Annotated in this window: 15 protein-coding genes; 12 read left to right on the top strand and 3 right to left on the bottom strand. The window is 28.8% G+C overall.

Annotation, left to right across the window (positions count from 1 at the left end; all coding sequences use genetic code 4):
- Nucleotide 1: 1 nt before the first annotated feature.
- Entirely contained in the window at nucleotides 2–1,249 is a 1,248-nt protein-coding gene (gene tyrS, locus CP520_RS02240) for a tyrosine--tRNA ligase (RefSeq protein WP_096862852.1), read from the top strand.
- A gap of 93 nt (nucleotides 1,250–1,342) precedes the next feature.
- Here the strand turns inward: tyrS and rpsD are convergent, their stop codons facing one another.
- Complete coding sequence (rpsD, locus tag CP520_RS02235) at nucleotides 1,343–1,963, bottom strand: 30S ribosomal protein S4 (protein WP_096862851.1); 621 nt, start codon at nucleotides 1,961–1,963, stop codon at nucleotides 1,343–1,345.
- Between the two features lie 261 nt (nucleotides 1,964–2,224).
- A complete protein-coding gene (locus CP520_RS02230; RefSeq protein WP_096862850.1) occupies nucleotides 2,225–3,127 on the bottom strand; it encodes a Pr6Pr family membrane protein in 903 nt (300 codons plus the stop codon).
- 175 nt (nucleotides 3,128–3,302) lie between these two features.
- Here CP520_RS02230 and CP520_RS02225 point away from each other — a divergent pair, with 175 nt between their 5' ends.
- From CP520_RS02225 to CP520_RS02175, 11 genes are all read left to right on the top strand, one after another.
- Nucleotides 3,303–5,009, top strand: coding sequence for a septation ring formation regulator EzrA (locus CP520_RS02225; protein WP_096862849.1), 1,707 nt, complete (start codon nucleotides 3,303–3,305; stop codon nucleotides 5,007–5,009).
- 13 nt (nucleotides 5,010–5,022) lie between these two features.
- Nucleotides 5,023–6,267, top strand: a complete 1,245-nt coding sequence (thiI, locus tag CP520_RS02220; protein ID WP_096862848.1) for a tRNA uracil 4-sulfurtransferase ThiI — start codon at nucleotides 5,023–5,025, stop codon at nucleotides 6,265–6,267.
- A 28-nt stretch (nucleotides 6,268–6,295) separates the two neighbouring features.
- A complete protein-coding gene (dnaE, locus tag CP520_RS02215; RefSeq protein ID WP_096862847.1) occupies nucleotides 6,296–9,313 on the top strand; it encodes a DNA polymerase III subunit alpha in 3,018 nt (1,005 codons plus the stop codon).
- A 23-nt stretch (nucleotides 9,314–9,336) separates the two neighbouring features.
- Nucleotides 9,337–12,060: a DNA polymerase I gene (gene polA, locus CP520_RS02210; RefSeq protein ID WP_096862846.1), complete on the top strand. Its 2,724-nt coding sequence runs from the start codon at nucleotides 9,337–9,339 to the stop codon at nucleotides 12,058–12,060.
- Nucleotides 12,061–12,087: 27 nt separating this feature from the next.
- On the top strand, nucleotides 12,088–12,924 hold the full coding sequence (gene mutM / locus CP520_RS02205) for a DNA-formamidopyrimidine glycosylase (RefSeq protein ID WP_096862845.1): 837 nt from the start codon (nucleotides 12,088–12,090) through the stop codon (nucleotides 12,922–12,924).
- Nucleotides 12,925–13,072: 148 nt separating this feature from the next.
- Nucleotides 13,073–14,344, top strand: coding sequence for a DnaD domain protein (locus CP520_RS02200; protein ID WP_157755776.1), 1,272 nt, complete (start codon nucleotides 13,073–13,075; stop codon nucleotides 14,342–14,344).
- A gap of 21 nt (nucleotides 14,345–14,365) precedes the next feature.
- A complete protein-coding gene (locus tag CP520_RS02195) occupies nucleotides 14,366–15,334 on the top strand; it encodes an ATP-binding protein (RefSeq protein ID WP_096862843.1) in 969 nt (322 codons plus the stop codon).
- Between the two features lie 110 nt (nucleotides 15,335–15,444).
- A complete protein-coding gene (gap, locus tag CP520_RS02190; protein WP_096862842.1) occupies nucleotides 15,445–16,470 on the top strand; it encodes a type I glyceraldehyde-3-phosphate dehydrogenase in 1,026 nt (341 codons plus the stop codon).
- Nucleotides 16,471–16,627: 157 nt separating this feature from the next.
- A complete protein-coding gene (locus CP520_RS02185) occupies nucleotides 16,628–17,845 on the top strand; it encodes a phosphoglycerate kinase (protein WP_096862841.1) in 1,218 nt (405 codons plus the stop codon).
- Between the two features lie 96 nt (nucleotides 17,846–17,941).
- The gene (locus tag CP520_RS02180; RefSeq protein ID WP_096862840.1) at nucleotides 17,942–18,835 is read left to right on the top strand and encodes a hypothetical protein; all 894 of its coding nucleotides are present in this window, start codon (nucleotides 17,942–17,944) and stop codon (nucleotides 18,833–18,835) included.
- Between the two features lie 17 nt (nucleotides 18,836–18,852).
- Nucleotides 18,853–19,533, top strand: coding sequence for a hypothetical protein (locus tag CP520_RS02175; protein ID WP_096862839.1), 681 nt, complete (start codon nucleotides 18,853–18,855; stop codon nucleotides 19,531–19,533).
- Nucleotides 19,534–19,568: 35 nt separating this feature from the next.
- On the opposite strand, the gene CP520_RS02170 is transcribed toward CP520_RS02175, so the two are convergent.
- Complete coding sequence (locus CP520_RS02170; protein ID WP_096862838.1) at nucleotides 19,569–20,480, bottom strand: hypothetical protein; 912 nt, start codon at nucleotides 20,478–20,480, stop codon at nucleotides 19,569–19,571.
- Nucleotides 20,481–20,572 lie beyond the last annotated feature (92 nt).

The following is a 20,572-nucleotide window of genomic DNA, read 5'->3' as shown; positions in this document are numbered from 1 at the left end:
AATGTCTAAAAATATTATTGAAGAACTTAAATGAAGAGGATTAACTAAACAAATCACTTCTGAAGAACGTATTTTAGAAGCTGAAAAAGAACATTCAGGAGTTTATTGCGGATTTGACCCAACTGCTGATTCTCTTCACGTTGGACATTTAATTCCAATTACTTTATTAAAACGTTTTCAAGATTTTGGTTTTAACCCAATTGCTTTAATTGGTGGGGGAACTGGAATGATTGGTGATCCTTCATTTAAATCACAAGAACGTGTCTTACAAACAAATGAACAAGTTAAAGAAAATAGTGATGCAATCACCAAACAATTAAAAGGAATTATTCCTGGTGTGGATTTTGCTAACAACTACGAATGATTAGGAAAATTATCTTTATTAGATTTCTTAAGAGATGTTGGTAAAGAATATACTTTAGGATATTTATTAGCAAAAGAATCTATTGCTACAAGAATTGAAACTGGATTAAGTGTAACTGAATTTATGTACACAATCTTACAAGGATATGATTTTTACCAACTTTATGTAAATAAAAATTGTCATATTCAAGTTGGTGGTTCTGATCAATGAGGAAACATTACTTCTGGAACAGATTTAATTGGTTCAAAAGTTGGAAGAGATAAAACCAAAGCTGCTGGTTTAACAATTAATTTATTAACTAAAAAAGATGGCAAGAAATTTGGTAAAACTGAATCTGGTGCTGTTTGATTAGATGCTAATAAAACTAGTGTTTATGAATTCTACCAATTCTGATTTAATCAAGATGATGAAGATGCTTATAGAATGTTAAAATTCTTCACTTTCTTAACTGAAGATGAAATTAATATTTTACAAAAACAAGCTATAGGTGATCCAAAAGCTCGAATTATGCAACATAAACTAGCTGAAGAAATGACTGCTTTTGTTCATGGAAAAGATGGACTACAACAAGCATTAAATATTACAAATGGATTTTTCCAAGGAAGTTTAAAAGACTTAAGCGATAAAGAAATTGAAGTTGCTTTTAAAGCGATTCCAAACGGAGAAATCACTGAAAATGAAACATTAATCGATGTTTTAGTAGCTTCAAAAGCTGCTAGCTCAAAACGTGAAGCAAGAGAATTCTTAAATGCTGGAGCAATCACTATTAACGATGAAGTTTTAAAAGATGAAAACTTAGCAATTACTAAAGCTTTTGCTTTAGATAATAAACATGTAATTATCAAACGTGGTAAAAGAAAGTTCTTTGGAGCTGAATTTAAATAATGTTAAGCAACCTTAATTGGTTGTTTTTTTTTGTATAAAAAAATACTCAGACCAAATGATCTGAGTATTTGAATTTTAAACTTGTTTAATTTCTTATTTAATTAAACGGTTGTATCATTCAACGACAAGCGCTTCATTGATTTCTTGGTTTAATTCTTGTCTTTCTGGTAAACGAACAAATTCACCTTTAAGGTTAGCCTTATCAACTTTAACAAATTCTACAGTAGTTTCATTATTTTGTAATGCTTCTAAGATTTTGTCATTTTTCTTCATTGATTCTTTGATTTCGATAACATCACCAGGTTTTACTTGGTATGATGGAATATCGATTTTTTTACCATTAACTAAAACGTGTCCGTGGTTTACTAATTGACGAGCACCTTTTCTAGTCATAGCGAATCCAAGACGGAAAACTACATTGTCTAATCTTGATTCTAATAATACTAAGAAGTTAGTTCCTAAAATTCCTTCACGGATTTTTTTGGCACGAGCGAATGTGTTTCTGAATTGACGTTCAGAAACACCATACATGAATTTAACTTTTTGTTTTTCTTGTAATTGTGTTCCATAACCACTTAATTTAGTTCTTTTTGCACCATGTTGCCCTGGAGCAGTTGTTCTTTTTTTACCTTTTGAGAATTCTTTCCCATTTTCAAGAATTGAGAAACCATATCTACGAGACTTTTTGAATGTTGAACCTGTATATCTTGACATAATTCAATCTCCCTAAAAATATTTTTTCTAAATTCGTTATTAAAAAAATCTTTGATAAATCCTAGCTTAGAAAGTCTTACGATTCGCTTTTACTGCTAAAAGTTACGATTAATAAAAAGTGTAAGACATGTCATAAACCATATTTATCCGCAGGATTAAGTCAATAACTTTGAAAATTATAACATTTGTTTAAAAAACAATAAAGAAAAACCAACTAAAAGTTTTACCTAAGAAATAGATTCTTTTAGTTAGTTTAAGTTCTTATTTAATTTTTAATTCTTTTGCAACCTTCTTTTCAGCTTTCAAAGCTAAATAACCACGTGAAAGTTCATCTGATTGATAACTACGTAATTCATTTCTAAACTTGTTAAAAACAAAGGCATATAGAGTTGATAATCCAATTAATAATAAGAAGATGATAATAATTGCAATTACACATCAAGCTCCTCCAGGTAGTCCTCACACATCACTATGAATTCAGAAGAAGAAGTATGGATATGATTGAGGATCTGTATGTCCAGAGCTATATCTAAGTTGTCCACGAATTAAAATATAAATTCCATAAATAGCAGGGTAGTCAATAATTTGTCAACTTTTCTTTTTTAATCATTCGTTTTTTGTAGAATGGAAAACGTATTTATTCATAAAGAATAAAGCATAAATGATAATTGCTAATGGTCCTACAACATGTAAGCCAATTGAAGCAAATCATTCACCACCAGTGTATCCTCCACCACTAGAGATTTTTTGTGGAAGAATCATTCCGCAATAAATTAACATTGTTACTGAAATATAAGTAATAGTGTAAAGAGTCATTCTTGTGCCAACCAAACCTTTTTTTCCTTCTTTTCAAGGGAAAAATAAAGCAATGATTCATCAAGCTAACACTAGGATGTTTGACTGGTTAGTGAAAAATGAAAAGTATTGAACAACATTTCCAGAATAATCGTAATGAGTTATTCAATTTCCATTAGCATCTTGAGTTTGAATAGCTCAAGTTTTTATCATTTCACCATTATCTAACTTTGTTTCATAACCTGAAATATTAACAATTCCATCAACTAATGAAAAAATTAAACAAGTTGCACATAATAGCATGAAAAATAGTTTGTATCATGTTCGTCAATCTTTAATGTAACGAACAAAATAATTTTTTTCGGTCATATTTTATTCCTTTCTTTCTGGGCATTTATTTCTTATAAAATCACCTTACTAAGAATATACACTATAAGTGTTATCAAATGTGAGAAGATAATTCAGTTTTCAACCTTGGGGTTAAATTATTGGTAGTTTTATTTTGATATAATTTTAATAACAATCTCAGAAAGCAAGGATTTTAATGTTTTTAGCCAGTTCTCACAATTTAATTCATAATTTAACCCCAGGACACATAGCTTGTTTAGTATTATTTTCTTTATTTGTTTTAGGAATTATTATTAGTACAATTGTATTCTTTATTTACAGACATCACGTAAAACAAATTTCACAAATAGATCAATTAATTGAAGAAGTTTATCGTCATCCAATTGCAAAAATGTTAAATCGTTTAGAAACTGTTAATAAAGCAAACCAAAACTTATTAGAAACTGAATTACATGCTGCTTTTGGGAAATATCTTGATATTTTATTAAATAAAACTTCACAACTTGTTGTTGATTTTGATGAATATGTTGAAGATAGAAAAATCTTTAAAATTAATCATGAAAATATTAAAAAAGTTAGAGAAATTAAAAAAGATTTAGAATATTTAAAAAATGAACTAGATGCTTTGGCTAACCAAATTAATATTTTCTTTAATATTGAATATTCTTTAAGAGATATTGCGATTAGTTTACATGAACAAATTAATCTTTTAGAAAATAACTATTATGATTTACAAAATACCAACGGGAGTGCTTTAACTTTAGATCAAATCTATTTTGATGATAGAATTAGTTCTCTGTTCATTGATTTAAGCACCTTTGAAGACCAAATTAAAAATGGTTCTTATCAAAAAGCTACTGAAACGTTAAAATTAATGACTAGAAGTTTAAATGAACTAAACGAGATGGTTTCACAATATCCAATTGTAAATCATTATTTAAAACTACAATTTCAAGAAAGTTTAAACCGTATCTATAGCGAGTTAAAAAGTTTTGAAACTGATGAAAATGATACAAGGCTAAGTGAATTAAAACGTAGAGCTACAGACTATGAACAACAAGCTACAACTGCTTTAAATAACTACGAAATTAAAGATGCTAAAGAAGCTACTGATAAAATGATTCAAACAATCATTAACTATAAGAGCACTTTAGTTTATGAAGAAAAAATTAAATCATTTATGAAGAATCGATTAGATTATTTTAAAAATTTAACAAAAGAAATTCGTTTAATTCTAGATAATTTAAAAAAAGATAACATTAACATCAACAAAGAAATTCCAAACTTTAAAAAGAACTTTTTAATACCTTTAGAAAATGTTGATAGCGAGGTTTCAAATTATCTTTCAGTTTTAAATTATTCAAAATTGAAAGAAGATGTTAAAGATAATTTAGCATCAGTTTATGATAATTTAAAATATTTACAATTAACAAAACCAAAAAGTGCTGGCATGGAAGATGACTATCGTAAATATATTGATGCTGATTTTGCCATTAAATCATTATTGAGAAAAGATTTAAATTTAATCGAAAATGGCGATTGATTAAAAGAAGAAGATAAAAAAGCTTATCTTTCAGATTTAAAAAATTATGAAGAGCTAATTTCAAGATCTGAATATAGCAATCTTGATGACTATAAAGCTGATATGGCAATCACTTCAAAAAGAAAACAACTAGCTTCAAATTTATCTGAATGTTATGTAAATGTTAATAAATTGAGTTCTGAGATAAAATATAAATATCAATTGTACAGAATTGCTTCTGCTATCATTCCATATGTGGAAAGTCGTGAAGAATCTGATGAAATTGCAGCTGTTTTGGTTCAAATGATTAATTGATTTGACCAAAAAGATTATGAAAAAATAGTAAATAAATTCATTGAGAGAAGTAATTTATTTATTTAAGGGAGAAAAATAAATGAAAAATGTATTAGTACGTTATGGAGAATTAACTTTAAAAGGGGGAAACCGTCGTCAGTTTATTACTAAATTAATTCAAAATATTAAATTTAGAATGAAACCATATAACGATAAGGTTGAATTAATTAAAGATAATAATTCTTGCATGATTAAAGTTGAAGATGATTATTTAGACCGTTTATTAGCTGACTTACAAACTGTATTTGGAATTTATTCTTTATCAGTTGTTGAAACTACTTCATGAGACTTTGAAGAAATTACTAAAAAAGTCTTAGCAATGGCTATAGAATCAGCAAAAGAAGCTAAAACTTTTAAACTTGAAGTTAAGAGAAAAGATAAAGCTTATCCAATGACTTCAACTGAAATGAAACAAAAACTAGCACCAGTTGTTTTACAAAACACTGATTTAAAAGTTGATGTTCACAACCCAGATTTAAAAATCGAAGTTGTTGTTAAAAAAGATCATGTTGATATTTTCCATTCACGTATTAAAGCCTTAAAAGGACTTCCTGTGGGAGTTTCTGGAAGAGGATTAAGTTTATTATCTGGAGGAATTGATTCTCCAGTTGCCAGCTTCTTAACTATGAAAAGAGGAATGAGTGTTGATTTTGTTCACTTTATGACTCCACCTCATACTTCACCAGAAGCTTTAAATAAAGTTTTTGCTTTAGCAAAACAAGTTGCTAAATATAATTACCAAACATTTAATTTATATGTTGTTGATTTTGGAAAAATGTTACAAGAATTGAACCATATTCCAAATCAAACTTATAAAATTACTATAATGAGAAGAATGTTTATGAGAATTGCAAATAGAATTGCAAAACGTGATCATCAACAAGCTTTAATTACTGGTGAAAGTTTAGGACAAGTTGCTTCACAAACCATTGAATCAATGTCAGTGATTAATGAAACTTCAAAATTACCAATCTTAAGACCTGTTTTAACAAACGATAAAGAAGACATTATTAAAATTTCAAAACGAATTAATACTTATGATATTTCAATTCTTCCATTTGATGATGTTTGTTCAATGTTTGTTCCAGAAAATCCTGTGACAAAACCACGTCCATGAATTGCTGAAGAACAAGAAGAAGCAATCATGTGAGAACCAATCTTAGATTGAACTGTTGAAAACGAAGTTAAAAAATTTGTTTTTCATGAAGGTGAATTTGTTGAAGACACAAATTGATCAAAAGAAATTGAAAAAGAAGAACAAAATCCAGAACAAGCAACAGAGTAATTAAATTAACAAAAGGGAAGTGAATAATATGAGTTATAAACCACAAGCAAATCTTCGTTCAGCTTATAACTTTCAAGAATCTTTAATCACCATTGATGATTATTTAGATTTTGCCTTAAAAAATTCCTTCCCTTTTTCTTTTTATGCTGATTTAAATTCAATGTATGGGGCTGCTGAATTTTATGATAAATTTAGCAAAAAAAATATTAAACCAGTCATTGGTTTAACTTTAGAATTTCACCAAAACCAAAAAATCACTTTAAATTTTTATGCTAAAAACAGAAATGGATATAAAAACCTATGTTATATTTCTTCTGAAATTCAAACAAAAGAATTAAATGAATTAGAAATTCTTAATTTTGCTAGAAACTATTTTACTGATGATTTAGCTTATGTAATTTCTTTTGAAGAAAATCATGATGCTAATTTAGTTGATGCTTTGTTTAAAGATATTAATAAAGAAAATCTTTATTATGGAATTAATTTTAAAACCCAAGAACAATATAAAAACTTTAGCAATGTTGTTTACACAAACAAGATTGCTTATTTTGACATTGTTGATAAAAAAGCCTACAACACTTTATTAGCAATTAAAGATAATGCTTATATTAATGAAGTTACAACTGTAGTTGATGCTCATTATCCTTCAGAAGAAGAACTTTACCAATATGCAAAAATTAGTAATGATAATCTAAATAAAATTGCCAATATGGTTAACTTTGATTTATTTGAAGATACAGGAATGCATTTGATGGAATATAAAACACCAAACAATATTCCTCAAAGACAGTTTTTAAGACAACTTACTGATGATTCATTAAATTCTTATTTTAATATTTATCACATTCCCAATAACAAAAAAGATGATTATAAGAAAAGGTTAGACTATGAACTAAATATCATTGAACAAATGGGGTTTGTAAACTACTTTTTAATTGTTCGTGACTATGTTAGATATGCAAAAGACAATGACATTATGGTTGGCCCTGGAAGAGGGAGTGCTGCTGGTTCATTGGTTTCTTTCTTATTAAGAATTACAACAGTTGATCCTTTAAAATATAATTTATTGTTTGAAAGATTCTTAAATCCAGAAAGAAAAACAATGCCAGATATTGATATTGATTTTCAAGATAATCGTCGTGAAGAAGTGATTGAATATCTGTTTGAAAAATATGGTGTTTATCATGTAGCAACAATTGTAACTTACCAATCAATTGGAGCAAAATCTGCCTTAAGAGATGTGATTAGAACTTATAATCTTCCAGTTGATTTCGCAAATAAAATAACTAAGTTAATTCCAATGCAATATCAAGATGATTTAAAAGGAGCTATTAAAAATTCAAGAGCTTTAACAAGCTATTACAATGACAATAAAGAAATTTTTGAGATGGCTTTTAAATTAATTGGTTTACCTAGACAAACAGGAACTCATGCCGCCGGAATTGTAATTTCAGATGTTGATTTAAGAGACATTGTACCAATTAGAGTTGGTTATAACGGAATTATGCAAACTCAATTTGATATGAATTATCTTGAACGATTAGGGTTAATTAAAATGGACTTATTAGGTTTAAGAAACTTAACAACTTTACAAGAAATTCGTTCAAATATTTTTAGAACTGAAAAAAAGGACATTAACTTTGATAAGTTAGATTTAACTGATCAAAACGTTTATGAACAATTAAGTTTAGGAAAAACTACTGGAATCTTTCAATTAGAATCTCCTGGTATGACTAATTTAGTTATGAAAATGAACCCGAAAAATATTGAAGATATTTCAACTACTTCAGCTATTTTTAGACCAGGTCCAAAAGAAATGATTCCTGAATATTTAAAAAGAAGAAAATCAAGAACAAAACCAGAACGATATGTAATCGATCCAAGTTTAATTGACATCTTAGCACCAACTTATGGAATTATTCTTTATCAAGAACAGGTAATTCAAGTTCTTCGAAAAGTTGGAGGATTTAGTTTGGGACGAGCTGATATTGTTCGTCGAGCTATGAGTAAAAAGAATCATGAATACATGAAATCAGCTAAAATCGATTTCATGAAAGGGGCTATAGCTAATGGTTATTCAGAAGCTAAAGCAAATGAAATTTGACACTGAATTGATAACTTTGCTGCCTATGGATTTAATAAGTCACACTCAATTGCTTATTCATATATTTCTTATTGATTAGCTTGATTAAAAACTTATTATCCAGAACAATTTTATACATCATTATTTAATGCTAGTTTAGGAAATGCAGCTAAGACATCAACTTATATTAAAGAAATCAATGCTTATGGAATTGATTTCAAAGGTCCAAACATTAAGAATGTAAATAATAAATATGTTGCTTATAATAAAATGATTTTTGCACCATTAACAATCATTTCTGGAATTGGTCCTGAATTTTTAAAGAAATTAAGAAATCTTTGAGTTAATGACAAAGCAGTTTTTGATGATTTCTATGTTTTAATTTCTAATTTAGTAATTAACGGAATGAATCGTCAAATCTTTGAAGCTTTAGCTTGAACTGGAGCTTTTGATACTTATCAAATTGATAGAAGATTGATTGTGCAAAATATTGATTCGTTATTAATTTTTGCAGATCAAAATAAAGGGAAAAGAGAAATTGATCCACTTACCATTCCAGTTTTAGAATCAAGTAAAGAAATTTCAGATCAAGAGTTATACTTAAAAGAATACGATTATTTAGGATTCTATTTATTAAACAATCCTTTCTCAATTAAGAGAAAAGAATATAGCAATAAAAATGTCTTTAGTTTAAATAAAATTATTACTTCTTCAAAAAGAGGATTAGCAATTTTATTAGTTGATGCAATTAGAACTAAAAAAGACAAGAACGGAAATTTAATGGCTTTCTTAACATTGAGTGATGATACTGCTACAATTAAAGCCACAATGTTTGCAGATACCTATGAAAAATTAAATGGTTCATTAAATCCTGGAGCAATGGTTTTAGCAAGAATTAGAATTCAAAACTACAATGGGGAAGATAGTGCAGTTGTTGAAGAAATTGTGAATTATGTAAAATAAGAGAATAAAAGGGAAGTTAAATTATGGAAAATAAAGAACAAAAGAAAGTTTTATTAGTTGATGGGAACTCATTAATTTTTAGAGCATATTATGGAAGTGCCTATAGCGGGTCAATTTTAAGAACTACAACAGGGATTCCAACCAATGCAGTTTATTCATTTGCAAACATGTTAACTTCATTAATAGTTAAAGAAGATTATTATGATGTTAAAGTTGCTTTTGATAAAGGAAAACACACTTTTAGACATGATAAACTAGAAGACTATAAAGGTGGAAGACAAAAAACTCCACCAGAATTAGTTGAACAATTTCCTATAGCCAGAGAATTTCTAAAATCTGCTAATATTGATTATTTTGAAATGGATGACTATGAAGCCGATGATTTAATTGGGTCTATGGCTAAGAAAATTTATGACGAAAATCCTGATATGGAAATTAATATTTTATCTTCTGATAAAGATATGTATCAATTGATTAATGACCGTACTTTTGTTTTAAGTCCACGTTCAGGAACTAGTGATATGAACGTGATTGATGAAAAAGCTTTATTTGAAAAATGAGAATGTTTACCAAAACAAGTTCCTGACTTAAAAGGATTAATGGGAGATAGCTCTGATAACTTGAAAGGTGTTCAAGGAGTTGGAGAAAAAGGGGCTACTAAATTAATTTGTGAGTATCAAACTTTAGATGGTATCTATAGTCATATTGATGCTATTAAAGGAAAACTAAAAGAAAAATTAATTAATGGTAAAGACGATGCTTATCTATGTAAAGATATTGCTACAATTGAAACTTCAGTTTATATTCCAAACTTTAAGGTTCACCAATTAAACATTACAATTGAACCTTTAACTGACTTCTTAGAAAAATATGAAATGAAATCATTAGTTAGAAGATTTCAAAATTCAGCTGAAAGAATTAATCAAGAAGAAAATATTAATTATGAAATTATTGAAGAATGAAAAGAAGAATATGCTGGTGTTGAAAACAACATCTTTGTTGAATCATTAGAATTTAATTATCATGATGGTAGTGTAATTGGGATTGGAATTAGTAATGAAAAAGGAAATTATTTCATTAACTTTATTGATACAAAACAACTAGATATTTTCTCTTTATCAGAAGGAGAAAATATCAACTTTGATTCTAAGTTTAATGATTTCTTAAAATCAGATGCTAAGAAAAATACTTATGATATTAAAAGAACTCTGGCCTTATTAGAAAATTCTGGCTATGAACCAAATCCAAAGTCATTCGTTTATGACATGATGAGTGCTTGCTACATCTTAAATCCAACTGTTGATTCAACTTTTGCAAAGCACTTAAAGCTTGTATCAGATACTTTAAGTATTGATGAAGATGATTTATTCTATGGTAAAGGTGTTAAGAAAACTGCTGATATCGATTTAAATAAAAAAGCAGATTTCGTTATTAAAAAAGCAGTTTATCTCGGAAAAGTAAAACCAAGTATTATGAAGACCTTAGAGTTAAATAATCAAGTTCTATTATTAAATAAAATTGATTATCCATTAACTTTTGTTTTAAAAGATATGGAAGATAAAGGGGTTCTAATTGATCGTGACGAACTTGCTTTACAAACAAGAAGTGCTGAAGCAAAAATTAGTAGTATTGAAACTGATGTTAAAAATATGTTAGGAGATAAACTTCCTGAAAACTTTAATTTAGCAAGCCCAAAACAAGTTAAAGAACTTTTATATGATGATTTAAAACTCCCAAATAACTTTAAAGGAAGTACAAACCGTGAAGTTTTAGAAGCGATTCAAGCAGAACATGCAGTTGTTAGTTTAATTTTAGAATACAGAAAATGAATGAAACTATATTCAACTTATTTAGCTGGATTTGAAAAATACATTCATCCAGATAATCGTGTTTATACAATCTTTAAACAAAACTTGACTGCAACCGGGAGATTAAGTAGTGTTGAACCAAACCTACAAAATATTTCGACAAGAGACGATGATCAAAAAGAAGTTAGAAAAATCTTTATCGTCGATGAAGGTTATACCTTCTATAGCTATGACTATTCTCAAATTGAATTAAGAGTTTTAGCCCAAATGGCAGATGAAAAACATATGTTAGAAATCTTTAGTCATGAAGGAGATATTCATGCTAATTCTGCTGCAAGAATTTTTGGAGTTGATCCCAAAGATGTAACACCAGACATGAGAAGAACTGCTAAAGTTTTCAACTTTGGAATTATTTATGGTCTAAGTGCTTATGGACTGTCAAAAGATTTGAATATTGGTGTTGGAAAAGCTCAAGATTTAATTACCAGATATTATGAAACATTTCCAGGAATTAAAACTTTTAAAGATAAGACTTTAGCATTCGCCGAAGAAAATGGTTATGTTGAAACTATGTCTAGAAGAAGAAGATATATTCCAGAATTAAAATCTAAAGTTCGCTTCCAACGTGAATTTGGAGAACGTGCTGCTATTAATATGCCTATTCAAGGAACAGCTGCAGATATTTTAAAAATTGCTATGATAAACATTTATAATGAATTTAAGAAACAAAACTTAAAATCATTTATGTCTTCTCAAATCCACGATGAAATCATTTTTTCAATTAAAAATGAAGAAATTGAAATAGCAACTAAGATTATTGAAGAACAAATGGACAAAGCTTTCAAAGATTTAAGTAAAACCTTTGAAGGAACTGATGAGATCAAAGTTAAACTTGAAGAATCTAAATCAAGTGGAAATAATTGATATCAATTGAAATAAATTAATTAAAAAAGGGAGAATTTTATAATGCCAGAACTACCAGAAGTTAGAATGGTTGTGAGATATTTAAATGAAAATGTACAAGGTAAAACAATTGATAAAGTTAATATCTTTTACAAACGTTTATTAGTTGATACAACCATTCTAGAACTACAAAATAACTTGCCAGGTCAAATCATTGAATCAGTTCAACCTTATGGAAAATATATTATTTTCCATTTAACTGATTTTGAAATGATTTCTCATTTAAGAATGGAAGGGAAATGGATTTGTGAAAACCCAGAAACCTTTACTTATGGTGAATCTTTACTTGAAGCTCAGTTCTGATTAAAAGATGATGCTAATATCTTAAGATATTATGATTCAAGAAGATTTGGAACTTTGCAACTTGTTAAAAAAGGTGAATGAAAAAATCTTCCTTCAATTGCTAAATTAGGACCTGAACCTTTCGATAAAGAAGCTACTCCTGAATATCTATATTCAAAGACTTCTAAAACAACAAGAGCAATTAAAACTGTTTTATTGGATCAAACTGTTTTATTAGGTCTAGGAAACATTTATGTGAACGAAGTTTTATGAGCTAGTGAAATCAATCCAGAAGAACCAGCAAATCGTTTAACTTTAGCTGATGATAAAAAAATTCTTGAAAAAAGTCGTGAAATTTTAAACGATTCGATTGCTCATGGAGGAACAACAATTCACTCATTTGCCTTTGGTGATAAGCATGTTGGAGAATATCAACGCCTATTAAAAGTTCATGGTAAAAATGGTAAGGAATGCCCAAGATGTGGTGCGAAAATTGTGAAAACAGTTGTTGGTGGAAGAGGGACTTATTATTGTCCTGTTTGCCAAAAAATAAAATAATTCAATTGTGAATATGTGGAAAACTTGAATTGGTTCTCTTGGTAATAGGAGAAAGATTTTCGAGTTTTTATTTTCTCAAACGAATATAAGAAAAACAAACAAATGAGTTTGAAAAAAGAATAATATTAATTTACGAGGTGAAACTTATATGGGATATAAGTACAAGGTAATAGCCGATTCTTCACTTTGTGATATTGACAGACAAGCATTGATAAATCTCTACCAACCGATTATCGGGTCAAGTGCTTGTGCTGCTTATTTCACAATTTGTGAAGAAGCCAAAATTATGGCTAAATTGAGTAATATCACTTTCGACCAATCACGTTTATCAGTTATTTTAGGTGAACGCGATGATAAGGTTGAATGTTATATTCGAAACCTAGAAGGTATGAACCTTCTAAAAAGAACAAAGACAAAGAATTCTGATTTAATTAAAATTTATGTCAAAAAACCACTTTCACCAAAAGAGTTTTTTGATAACTATTTATACGCAGGAATTCTTAGAAATAAATTAGATGATGATAGCTTTGATGTTTTGAAATTCCATCTTGGCTTTGACACACCACAAGAAACAATGATTAATCCTGAACTAGAAGAAGATATGAGCGTAACATTTGCTGAAGCGTTCCCAACTGATTTTAGTAAGATTAAAAGAAATAATGAAGAAACAATTACCAACTTTAAAGTTGAAAATAATGTTCCTCAGTTCGATATGAACCACCAATTACATAATGTTAATTTAAGTAATTTACACATGTTAATGTCAATTAAAGGAATGAATCCAACTGCTTTAACTAAACCAATTGTTTCTTTAATTTTAAATAATCTTGAAGAAGGAATTACTGAAGATGAATTAGTGATGGTTTTACAAAAATCATATGATAATAAATCTCATGAGATTTCTGAAAGTTATTTCAATGTCTTATTTAAACAACTAGTAATTTCAAAACAAAGAGTGGAAAAATCTCCACAGGAACAAAAAATTTATGAAATGGAATCTATGGATCCATATGATTTTGCAACTGCTTTATTGGAAGAAGAACCTCAATATTGAGTTCGTCAAGTAATTGATAAGTTACAAAGAAAATATGATTTACCAAATGGTTTAGTTAACTGTTTATTAGAATTCTCATATTATAAAAATGATAAAAAAATTGTTGGAAGCTACTTGTGCAAAATTGCTAAGAGCTTAAACAAAAAAGGAATTAATAAAACTAAAGAAGCTATGGATTATCTTAAAAATTCAGCTAAATATGCCGATTCTGATTTCGATTTATCATCAGAAATGATGGAATTAGACAATTTAAATGAAGATTCAACCAAACAACTAAGTTATGATTGATTAGATAATAAATCTGAACATAAAAATCAAAGAAGAATTGATGATCTTGATGTTCAATTAGATAATTTATTAATTTAAAAACAAAGGGAGTTTTAGATAATGGAAATCGATAAATTAAAAAACCAAGCTATTGTTGATAATTTAATTTTTGAAAACGATATTCCATCTGAAACTGTCAAATTATATGATCGTGAAATCTATCATTTCATTCAAAACCATATGGATTGTAATGAAAAACTTGAAGATATCACTTCATGTCAACAAAAATTAAAAGGATATAAAGAATCACTTGAGTATGACAACAATCGCTTCTATCAAAAAGTAGTTCCTTGTGAACACACACTTTATTTAGAAGAAAAAGCTAAGTTTCAATCAAAATTCTTAGTTTGTGATTTTAATCCTTTGAACTTTAAGAATGGTTTGTACAAAGATAACGAACAGAACTTAAAGTTCTTTTTATTAAATGATTATGATTCACCAAAAAAATGAAAAATAATCGAACAAAAAGTCAAATCATGTGAAGAGTATGAAATGAAAAGAAAAATCATTACTTTTTATATGAATATGATTGATAATAAAGACCAAAACTTTGGGATTTATTTAGAAGGAAATTTAGGAATTGGAAAAACTACTTTATTTCAATTCTTAGCGATTGATGCTGTGAAAAACCACAACAAAACCGTTGCTTTTATTTCTGTTTCTAATTTAATGAACCAAATTAAAGGAACTTTTGGAACTACAAATAGTGAATATCGTGATTTAATGAATAATTTACAAAAAGCAGACATTCTCTTTTTAGATGATATTGGTGGAGAACCTGCTAGTGCTTGATTAAGAGATGATATTCTTTTTTCGATTTTAAATTATCGTATGGATCATCATAAGCCAACATTCTTTACATCAAACTTTTCAATTGATGCTTTAAAGAAAAGTTATTTAACCCAAATTGGTAAGAATTTTAGCGGTTCTAAACAAGATAACTTTATTAAAAATGAACGCTTTTTTGAAAGAATAAATACACTTTCAAAAGAATTAAAATTGAGTGGAGATAACCACCGAATTAAGTAAAACAATTGATATTACAAATAGTGAGTAATATTTACTCAAAACCTTTGAGAAAATATTTTTCTTAGCATATAATATCAATGTAACCAAACAATGAAAGAAGGAAACACAATATGGCAAAAAAAGTTGCAATTAACGGATTCGGAAGAATCGGACGTTTAGCTTTCAGAAAATTATGAAATGAAGCTAATGTTGAAATCGTTGGAATCAACGACTTAACAGATCCTAAAACTTTAGCTTACTTACTAGAACACGATTCAGCACACGGATTATTCGAAGCTGGAAAAATTTCTTTTAAAGAAGGAGCAATTATCGTTGACGGTAAAACAATTCCTGTTTTCGCAGAAAGAGACGCTGCAAACTTACCATGAGGTAAATTAGGAGTAGACTTAGTTGTTGAATCAACTGGTTTCTACACTGACCGTGAAAAAGCAAAAGCTCACTTAGAAGCTGGAGCAAAAAAAGTTTTAATCTCAGCACCTGCTAAAGGAGATTTAAAAACTATCGTTTACGGAGTTAACCAAACAGACATTACACCTGAAGATGACATTATCTCAGCTGCATCATGTACAACTAACTGTTTAACACCATTAGCAAACGTTTTAAACAAAGCTTTTGGAATTGAACAAGGATTAATGACTACAGTTCACGCTGTAACTAACGATCAAAGATTATTAGACTTACCACACTCAGACTTACGTCGTGGACGTGCTGCACCATGAAACATCGTTCCTACATCAACAGGAGCTGCAATCGCAGTTGGTAAAGCATTACCAGAATTAAACGGAAAAATGGACGGATACGCATTACGTGTTCCAGTTATTACTGGATCAGTTACTGACTTAACTGTTACATTTAAACAACAAGGATTAACTGTTGATCAAATCAACAACGCTGTTAAAGAAGCAATCTCAAAAGATGCTGCTTTAGCTCAAGCATTAGCTTACAACGTTGAACAAATTACTTCAACTGACATCATTGGTGAATCACACGGTTCAATCTTCGATTCTACATTAACTAAAATCTTAGAAAATGATGGAAAACAAATGGTTAAAGTAGTTGCATGATACGATAACGAAAGTTCATATACTTCACAATTCGTAAGAACTGCATTATACGTTTTATCATTAATGAAATAGTCCAATTATTTCTTAAAAATAATATAAAAAAAGATAGCTTTCAAGCTATCTTTTTTATTTACTTTTAATCTTAAAAGGGTTAAATCATCTCCCTAAAATCTGTTAAAAGAGTTAAAATAAAAATGTATTAAAAATATTTGAAAGAGGTAATTAAAATATGGATTACAACAAGAAAAAAACAATCAAAGATCTTGATGTTAAAGACAAAAAAGCTCTAGTTCGTGTTGACTTCAACGTGCCTTTAGATGATGCAGGAGACATTATTGATGACAACCGTATCACTGCGGCATTACCAACAATTAAATATCTTGTGCAAAACGATGCTAAAGTTATTTTGTTCTCACACTTAGGTAGAATTAAAACCGAAGAAGACAAAAAAACTAAAAGCTTAAAACCGGTTGCAAAAAGATTAGAAGAATTAATGGGACAAAAAGTTATTTTCGTTCCTGAAACTGAAGGACCTGAATTAGAGGCAGCAATTAATGCTTTAAAACCAGGAGAAATCTTATTAGTTGAAAACACTAGATTCGAAGACGTTGTTGACGGAGTTTTAGTTAAACGTGAATCTAAAAACGATCCTGAATTAGGAAGATACTGAGCATCATTAGGTGACTTATTCATTAACGACGCATTTGGTACAGCACACCGTGCTCACGCCTCAAATGTTGGAATTGCAACTCACATCGATGATTCTGCAGTAGGATTCTTAATTGAAGCTGAATTAACAAATTTAGCAAAAGGAATCGATAATCCAGAACACCCCTTCATCGCTATTTTAGGTGGAGCAAAAGTTTCTGATAAAATCGGAGTTATTGACAACTTATTAAACAAAGTTGACAAAATCTTAATTGGTGGGGGAATGGCTTATACATTCTTCGCAGCTCAAGGTCACAAAGTTGGACGTTCTTTATTAGAAGAAGACAAAATTGATGACGCAAAAAGATATTTAGAAATTGGTAAAGGAAAAATCATCTTACCAGTTGATTCAGCAAACGCTCCTGAATTTGCAGATGTTACCCCAACATTCTCAGACACATCAAAAGATATGCCAGATGACATGATGGGATTAGACATCGGACCAAAAACTATTGAATTATTTAAAAATGAATTAGCTGGAGCTAAAACAGTTGTTTGAAACGGACCTATGGGAGTTACTGAATTTACTAACTTCGAAAAAGGTACTCTAGAAGTTGGAGAAGCAATCGCTAACTTACCTGGAGCGTTCACTTTAATCGGTGGAGGAGACTCAGCAGCAGCAGCTAAAAAATTAGGATTAGCAGATAAATTCTCATGAATTTCTACTGGTGGAGGAGCATCATTAGAATACATGGAAGGTAAACCATTACCAGGTATTGAAGCTATCGAAAACAAATAATAAATTATTTAGTTTAAACACATAATTACAAGAAGGTTAACAATTGTTAACCTTCTTTTTATTAACCTTTATAATTAAAGTAATGAGGTTATAAATATGCTTTTTAAAAGAAAAAAAACATTAGCAAGAAAACCAGAACCTAAATTAGTTCAACGACAAGTTGAAGGTACTGATTGAATTACTAATTTTTGAATTATTGATGAAGAAATGTACTTAACAGATTCTAAATTTGATTTAGATCAACCAGCTAAACTTCTTGGGAAGATAAATGTTAAAGATATTTTGGTAAATATTACCAAAAGAGGCCTTTTAAACACTGATTTTCTTTCTCATCCTAATCCTTTAGAATCTTCTTTCTTAGAAGCTAGTAAGAGCTCAATTGAAGGATTGGATTATTTTAGTGAATATGTAGCAATGGTTGTTAAAAACGACGGACTATTTTATGTTTCTCTAATTAAAAATATTAAAAGTGGTTCTTATGTAAATGTTTATGATGAAAATTGAACTTTGAAAGAAGAACACATTTTTGAAAACAAAATTGTTGTTGGTACTTTTGAAAATCAACTTCTATTAAAAGACTTTAAAACTAAAGAAGTTAAGCTTTTTAATGAGGAACTTAACGATAAAATGCCAAAGTTTATCGTCCCAAATTTAAAAAAAATTACTTTTACAGAAAAAAATTACATTATGTTAAGTGATGATAATGAAGTCTTTTATTTTAACAAACAAGATAAGAAGTTAAATTTAATTGCTAGTTTTGATGAAGAAGTTATGATTGCTCCTTTTGATAAAAGCTCTTTCTTACTTTCTTTATCTAGCAATAAAACAACCTATTATGTTAATGGACAAGATTATAGTAACCGTGAATTAGTAGTCTATGAATACTTCTATAGATTAGACTCTTATCAAAAACAATTAATGGTAGGAAAACCATTATATCTTGATAATTATTATGAAGCATATGATTTACCAATAACTCTTATTAAATAAAAAGGAGAATTATAAGTATGATTGAAAGATTAGGAAGCCAAACGGCTGCCATTGTTATTATCTTCATGGTTTTTTTAGGAATAATTTTATTATTTCAAATCTTTGGAAAACTGTTTTTCCAAATTAAAGGCCACTTTAGTGAAACTAGTGTTCGTGGAGAAGAAACATTTAATGAGTTAAGAGGAAAAGAGTTATTAAATTCTAAAGTAAAGACTAAAAAAGGGTATTTCTTACCAACTTTTTATTCTTATCATAAGAAAAAAGATGAATTCATTATTCCAAAAGCTTGGGATAAAGAAAACTTATTAGTAAATATGAATGCAATCCAAGCAATTATTTTTGCTGATGAAAAAAGAAGAAGAGCTCCATTCTTCCGCCTTCAATATATCGGTTTGAGTATTTTAAGCCTAATTCCTTATGCTATCTTTTTAGTAATTATGATTTTAACCTTTGTTCCAAAAGTTGATGTGAATGGAAGAGTGCCAATGGGTGCTTGAATCAGTGTTGAAGCTTTATGTATTATTGGTTGAGTTATTATGTTGTTAGGATATTTTTGATGAATTAATGTTACGCAAAAATTTGGTGAAAGAATTGAAGAGCTAGCTGAAGAAACTTTAGATAAGAATTTAGGATTACAACTAAAAAATTATATGAACGCGATGAGCTATATCCCATATTCAATTAGAATGTTAATATAAAAAATCTTGGATTTTTACATCCAAGATTTTATTTTTTACATAGCTGGATTTGCGTGATTTTGTTGATAATCATCAGCCGCTTTGAAAGTAGTGAAGTCAACTTGATCTTTTCAAATTCCTGTCATTGTTTCTCAAGTAACTCATCATACTAATCCTACATATAATGCGTAAATTACAACATTTAATAAGTTTAATAAGATATAGAAGAAGTTGTTTCCACTTCTTGAGATTAATTGGAAGACAGCGGCTACTAATTCAAGAACTGCTGAAATCATAACAACAACTAATTCTAAAGTAATGATTACTAAAGTAGTATTTGCTAAGAAATGCATTCATCCACTTTCATCATATTTCATATTAGCGTTTTTGCTATAGAAAGTTGCAACGTTTGCAACTCCTAAAACAGTTAAGAAACCTGCAATTACAAATAAAGCAATTGTGTAACCTTCAGTTCCAGTTCCCCCAAAGTTACCTTTGTTCATTAACCCGTAAGTTAACATTGCTAGTGGTGCTCCCACTAACATAAAGATTCCAAAAACTCTTGGTAATCAAACTTTTGGTTTGATAGTAGATTTAATGTTAATGTTTGGGAATAAAGTCATTAAGTATGGAGTAAATAATCCTCCAGCACTTAAGCTGACAGCTGAAATCATTCATTTGTTAGCACTTAAAGTTAAATCATCCATTTTGTTTACAGCTCTAATAATAACAACTGCAGATCAAATAGATTTTCAAGTAAAGTAAACTAAAATTGCACAAATGAATGAAGCTTCAGCGATGGCAGCTGGACTGTTAACTACATCTGCACCATTTGGACCAGTCAAGTAGTTCTTGAAGTCCTCTAAATAAGCACAGTATGAAATTAATCCAACAACCATGAAAACAGTTCCAAAGACTTGAGCAAAAATGATTCAAAATCTTGTCCCTGCTGATAATGGGCTATTCATAATTTTATATCTCCTTTTTTATATATCTTGTACTTATTATATAGGTTTATTAACTAATTAAAAACACTAATTTGTTTAGTTAGAAAATAAAA

It is taken from the genome of Mesoplasma lactucae ATCC 49193 (genome assembly GCF_002441935.1).
Classification (GTDB): Bacteria; Bacillota_I; Bacilli_A; order Mycoplasmatales; family Mycoplasmataceae; genus Edwardiiplasma; species Edwardiiplasma lactucae.
The sequence above is the reverse complement of the archived record's forward strand: the minus strand, read 5'-3'. Positions and strand labels throughout refer to the sequence as shown.